The sequence below is a fragment of the Pontibacter vulgaris genome, from assembly GCF_022758145.1.
GTDB classification, from domain to species: Bacteria; Bacteroidota; Bacteroidia; order Cytophagales; family Hymenobacteraceae; genus Pontibacter; species Pontibacter vulgaris.
In genome coordinates this window covers 1-5,592 of the sequence record NZ_JAJVDH010000010.1, presented here as the reverse complement: position 1 = coordinate 5,592, position 5,592 = coordinate 1, and the positions used below count along the sequence as shown (strand labels likewise).

The window sequence follows — 5,592 nt, the reverse complement described above, 5'->3', positions numbered from 1 at the left end:
TAAACTGCAGATGGATGGTTACCTGGCCAATGTGCTGCCGCACCAGAAACAGGAGAAGGTAAAGGAATTGCAGGACAAAGGCGAGTTTGTAGCTATGACCGGCGATGGTGTGAATGATGCCCCTGCCCTTGCCCAAGCTGACGTAGGGATTGCCGTAGGTTCCGGAACCGATGTTGCTGCCGAAACTGCCGACATCATACTAGTGAATAGCAATCCGCAGGACATCGCTTCGCTTATACTTTTTGGCAAAGCCACTTACCGTAAAATGATTCAGAACCTGATCTGGGCAACAGGCTACAACGTGATCGCGCTGCCCCTGGCAGCAGGCGTGCTCTATAACCAAGGTATTATGGTTTCGCCGGCTGTAGGGGCAGCACTTATGAGTTTAAGTACGGTTATAGTTGCCATCAATGCACAGCTGCTGCGAAGGCAAATAAGGTAAGCTAGCAGCAACTAGGTATCCTTCTCTTATACAACTGCCTGAATAACAAGGCGTATAAACTGATCTTATAGACACATAAATAAACTTAAGACTATGAAAAATTTAGGAAAGCAGATCCAAATATTGGCCCTTTGTGCAGTAACAGTGCTATTCGTTACAGCTTGTGGTGGGCAAGAAAGTAAAACTAAAGAAACCACTACAACCATTACAGAAGAGACAACTTCAGACATGAGCGCTGAGACTTCCATGGATACGGCAATGGCGGGCGGTGGCATGATGGCGCACATGCACCAAAATATGCAGGAAATGCAGGGTATGAAAGCTAATATGACCGGCGATCCCGATTATGATTTTGCCCTGATGATGACCCACCACCACCAAGGGGCCATCAGAATGGGAGATGAAGAAATAGCAAATGGCACAGATGCTAAAATGAAGGAGATGGCTCAGAAAACAAAGACTTCTAATCAGGCTGAAATTCAAAAGCTACAAGACTTCACGAGCAAACATAAGCCTACCACCGGAGACACCGCTACCACCATGCGTATGATGCACCCCATGAACCGCATGATGCAGCAGATGCATCAGCAGGATATGAGCGGCATGAATACTGACCAGAACTTTGCCGCTATGATGATCCACCACCACCAGATGGGCAACGAAATGGCAAAAGAATTCCTTAAAACAGGCAAGACGCAGGAAATGAAACAAATGGCGCAAAAAACGATTGATCAGCAGACAAAAGAGATCAAAGAACTGGAAACATGGCAGGAACAAAATAAAAAATAGCTTTTAAATCTCTCCGTAGATTTACACATAAACTTAAAACAGGAAAACCGCTTATTTAATTGATTAAGCGGTTTTCCTGTTTTAAAGGATAACATAATAGTAAGCTAGATTCTTGTTTAATCTTACCTTCAAATTTACCCGTAACAATATGTTACAAGCTTAAAACAGACTACCTTGTTCTGGTGCCGGAATTAAAATGGCAGGTGTATTATTCATAACGGAATTTACTAACGGAGATACCGCATAGGCTTTCATTTCAGCTGCCGGAAAAGGCCGCAATAAGTCTAGTAACAATGTGTTACTACTGTTTTTATCCAGCCAGTGATCTTCATTTTTCGGAGCTAAAATTAACGGCATCCGGTCGTGTGTCGGCTTTACCAGTTCGTTAGCCTGTGTCGTGATGATCGTAAAAGTGTTCAACACCTCCCCAGTCTCTGTATCGGCCCATGTATCCCATAATCCGGCAAACGAGAAGAGCTCTTCGCTTTTAAGCAGGAACCGGTAAGGTAATTTACCGGCTGTTGATGTGCGCCATTCATAAAAGCCATCAGCCGGAACCAGGCAGCGCTTACTATTGATAAGTTCACGGAAACTAGGTTTGTCGAGCAACGTTTCGGCGCGCGCATTGATAGGTTTGATTTTAGAGTTTCCGTCTTTGGACCAGTGCGGTAGTAAGCCCCAGGAAAAGAGCTGTACCTGATCCGGCTTATCGCTTGTAACAATTGGTAACAATTGCGAAGGTGCGGCATTATAGTGCGCTTCTAACTTATACTTCTCAATCAATCGGGCTACCTTAGAAGCTTTGTTATTTTTATCTTTTATCGTAATCGCTACGGAATATCTGCCACACATATAAATACCTGTTTTATTGTAATCGACCCATAAACTAACTGATGTATTTAAAGCTGTAACAATTAGTTACCACTAATTAACAGTATGCTAATTACCAAATAAAATCTATAGTTTGAGATACTAAACAAATAGCTATAGTTACCCAAACTTTAGATAATAAGCACGCTGCTGTTACAAAAAGTTACACGCTTATCCGGCGACCTGCACAACTTAAATTTACCTTAAAGTTTCGTCTCAATAGATAAATACTTTAACTTTATATAGTATAAGGTAAATATAACTCCAAGGCCTGTAACAAATAGTTACGAACCTCAAATTCGGAAACAGACTATACTTTCAGCATGCCCCACACCTCTACCCCAACTATAGAAAACTTCATCAGCCGCTGGAAAGCTTCCGGCGCTTCGGAACGCGCTAATTACCAGTTGTTTTTAACAGAGTTGTGCGAGCTGCTGGGCGTGGAAAAGCCGATGCCGGCCACCGACAAGGTACACGAAGCCACTTATACTTTTGAGCGGCCAGTGGTGTTTGATGATGGCGAAGGCAAGACGAGCACCAACTTTATTGACCTCTACAAAAAAGACTGCTTTGTGCTGGAAGCCAAGCAGGGTGCTGACAAAGCAAGTATAACCGAAGCCGAACTACTGGGCGCAGCACGCACCAAAACCAAGACCGGCACAGCCACCCGCGACACCCGCACCTGGGACCGTGAAATGAAAAAGGCCAAGGAACAGGCGCTGCGCTATGCCCGCTCGCTGCCGACCACCGAAGGCTGGCCACCGTTTTTAGCGGTGGTGGATGTGGGCTATTGCCTGGACTTGTATGCCGACTTTGCCCGGCAGGGAAAGACCTACGTGCCGTTTCCGGATCCGCAGAACTATAGGATTACCTTAGAGGAACTGCACCGCGAGGAAGTGCGCGAGCGCCTGCGTTTGCTCTTTACCGAGCCGCTGGAACTGGACCCGAGCCGACGTGCCGCGCGTGTAACCCGGCAACTGGCCGAGCGACTGGCAAAACTGGCGGCATCGCTGGAGCAGACCGGCTATACACCGGAGCAGGTGTCGGGCTTTCTGATGCGTTGCTTGTTTACCATGTTTGCCGAAGATGTTGAGCTGTTACCAAAAGATTCTTTCAAAGAGCTTTTGAAGCTGTACCGGCACAACATTCAGTATTTCCCGAGTGCGCTGAAAGCCCTTTGGGAGAATATGGATAAAGGCGGCTTTGCACCGGCGCTGCACAGAGAAATACCACAATTTAACGGCTACCTGTTTAAAACCCCGGAAGCGCTGCCTATTTCAGAAGCGCAGCTGGATTTGCTGATAGATGCTGCTGACGCCAGTTGGACAGATGTGGAGCCTGCTATTTTCGGTACCTTGCTGGAGCGGGCACTGCAGCCACGCGAGCGCCACAAACTGGGTGCCCACTACACGCCCCGCGCCTACGTGGAGCGCCTGGTAATGCCAACCGTAATTGAGCCGCTGCGCGAAGAGTGGGAAGCTGCCCGCACCGCCTCGGCTATACTTGAAGACAGCGGCGACGAAGCCGGAGCCCGAAAAGAAATTGAGAACTTCCACCGCCGCTTGTGCTCGGTGCGCGTGCTGGACCCGGCCTGCGGAAGCGGCAACTTCTTGTACGTAACCCTGGAGCACCTGAAAAGGCTGGAAGGCGAAGTGCTGGAGTACCTGGAGCATTTCCCGCGCCAGTTGAAAATGGACATGACAGGCGGCTTTACCGTAACGCCGGCGCAGCTGCTGGGCCTGGAAGTAAACCCGCGCGCTGCGGCCATTGCCGACGTCGTGCTCTGGATCGGGTATCTGCAGTGGCACTTCCGGGCGCATGGCTCGGCCACCCGCCTGAGCAACCCAATACTGCGCGAGTACGGCAACATAAAACAACAGGACGCGGTGCTGAGCTACTCCGACCGCAAAGAACGCCTCGACAGCAACAACCAGCCTGTTACCCGCTGGGACGGCCACAGCACCAAACCGCACCCGGTTACCGGCCAGGAAGTGCCCGACGAAACCGCCCGAACTATAGTTTACGATTACCTCGACCCCAAACCCGCCACCTGGCCCGAAGCCGATTTTATAGTTGGCAACCCGCCGTTTATTGGCCCTGCCCGTATGCGCGAAGCGTTGGGAGATGGCTATACCGAAGCACTCCGAAAAGTATACAAAGGCGCTGTACCGGAAAGTGCAGATTTCGTGATGTTCTGGTGGCACAAAGCTGCTGAAATTATTCGTGCGGATAAGGCAGAACGATTCGGCTTCATCACTACCAATAGTATAAAACAGACCTTTAATCGTCGAGTGATGGAAGAGCAAATAGAAGCTAATCCACCACTCTCAATAGTTTATGCTATACCTGATCATCCTTGGATAGATAGTGCTGATGGTGCAGCAGTAAGAATAGCACTTACTGTTGCTGAATCATTGGAAACAACAGGAAGAATTGATAAAGTAGTTAAAGAGAATAACACTGATGATTTAGAAGTTAAGGTTGTATTTGTCGAGCAAAAAGGAAAGATTAAACCTGATCTTACGGTAGGTGCAGCAGTTACTTCTTCAGTGCCTTTGAAATCGAATGAGAAAATTAGTAGCCGAGGTATGATGTTATTCGGAGCTGGTTTTATTTTATCTGAAGAAAAAGCTCTAAGTCTTGGCTATGGCAGCAATAATTCAATTGCTGAAGTCATCAAACCATACTTGAATGGGAGAGATATAACAAGTAAAAGTCGTGGTTCTTTCGTGATTGATTTATTTGGTCATACAGAATTTTCTGTTAGAGATAATTTTCCTGAAGTATTTCAACATATTTTAAACTTTGTAAAACCAGAAAGGGACCAAAACAACAGGAAGAAAATACGTGAACAATGGTGGTTGTATGGAGAAAGCAGGGAAGGATTACGAGCAGCTTTAGAGGGAGTAAACAGATACATTGTTACTATAGAGACTTCTAAACATCGCTTTTTTACTTTCTTGGATAAAGCTATACTTCCAGATAATAAACTTGTTGCTATTGCATTGCCCGATGCTTACAATTTAGGTGTCTTAAGTAGTAAATTTCATGTTGCGTGGGCAATGGCTTCTGGTGGATACCTAGGAGTTGGCAATGATTCTGTTTATAGTAAATCCCGTTGCTTCGACCCCTTCCCCTTCCCTGCCGCCACCGAAGCGCAGCAGGAGCAGATCCGAAGTATAGCCGAGCAGCTGGACGCGCACCGCAAGCAGCGTCAGGCGCAGCACCCCACGCTCACCATCACCGACATGTATAACGTGCTCGAGAAACTGCGGTCGGGCGAGGCGCTGAATGCCAAAGAGCAGAAAACCCACGAACAAGGGCTGGTAAGTATCCTGTTGCAGCTACACACCGAGCTCGATGCCGCCGTTGCCGCCGCCTATGGCTGGCCTGCCAACGTGCCCGAAGAAGAAATTCTGGAAGGCCTGGTTGCTCTGAACAAGGAACGCGCCGCCGAAGAAGCACGCGGACACATCCGCTGGCTCCGCCCC

At 47.9% G+C, this 5,592-nt stretch carries 4 protein-coding genes; 3 read left to right on the top strand and 1 reads right to left on the bottom strand.

The window, feature by feature from the left end; translation table 11 throughout:
- A partial coding sequence (locus tag LWP20_RS17930; RefSeq protein ID WP_242929557.1) for an HAD-IC family P-type ATPase occupies nucleotides 1–442 on the top strand: 442 nt, incomplete at its 5' end.
- 93 nt (nucleotides 443–535) lie between these two features.
- Nucleotides 536–1,231 (top strand): DUF305 domain-containing protein, encoded by a 696-nt coding sequence (locus tag LWP20_RS17925; RefSeq protein ID WP_242929556.1) that lies wholly within the window; start codon nucleotides 536–538, stop codon nucleotides 1,229–1,231.
- Nucleotides 1,232–1,390: 159 nt separating this feature from the next.
- On the opposite strand, the gene LWP20_RS17920 is transcribed toward LWP20_RS17925, so the two are convergent.
- Nucleotides 1,391–2,083, bottom strand: coding sequence for an SOS response-associated peptidase (locus LWP20_RS17920; RefSeq protein ID WP_242929555.1), 693 nt, complete (start codon nucleotides 2,081–2,083; stop codon nucleotides 1,391–1,393).
- 341 nt (nucleotides 2,084–2,424) lie between these two features.
- Between LWP20_RS17920 and LWP20_RS17915 the strand changes: the two genes are divergently transcribed.
- A partial coding sequence (locus tag LWP20_RS17915) for a class I SAM-dependent DNA methyltransferase (RefSeq protein WP_242929554.1) occupies nucleotides 2,425–5,592 on the top strand: 3,168 nt, incomplete at its 3' end.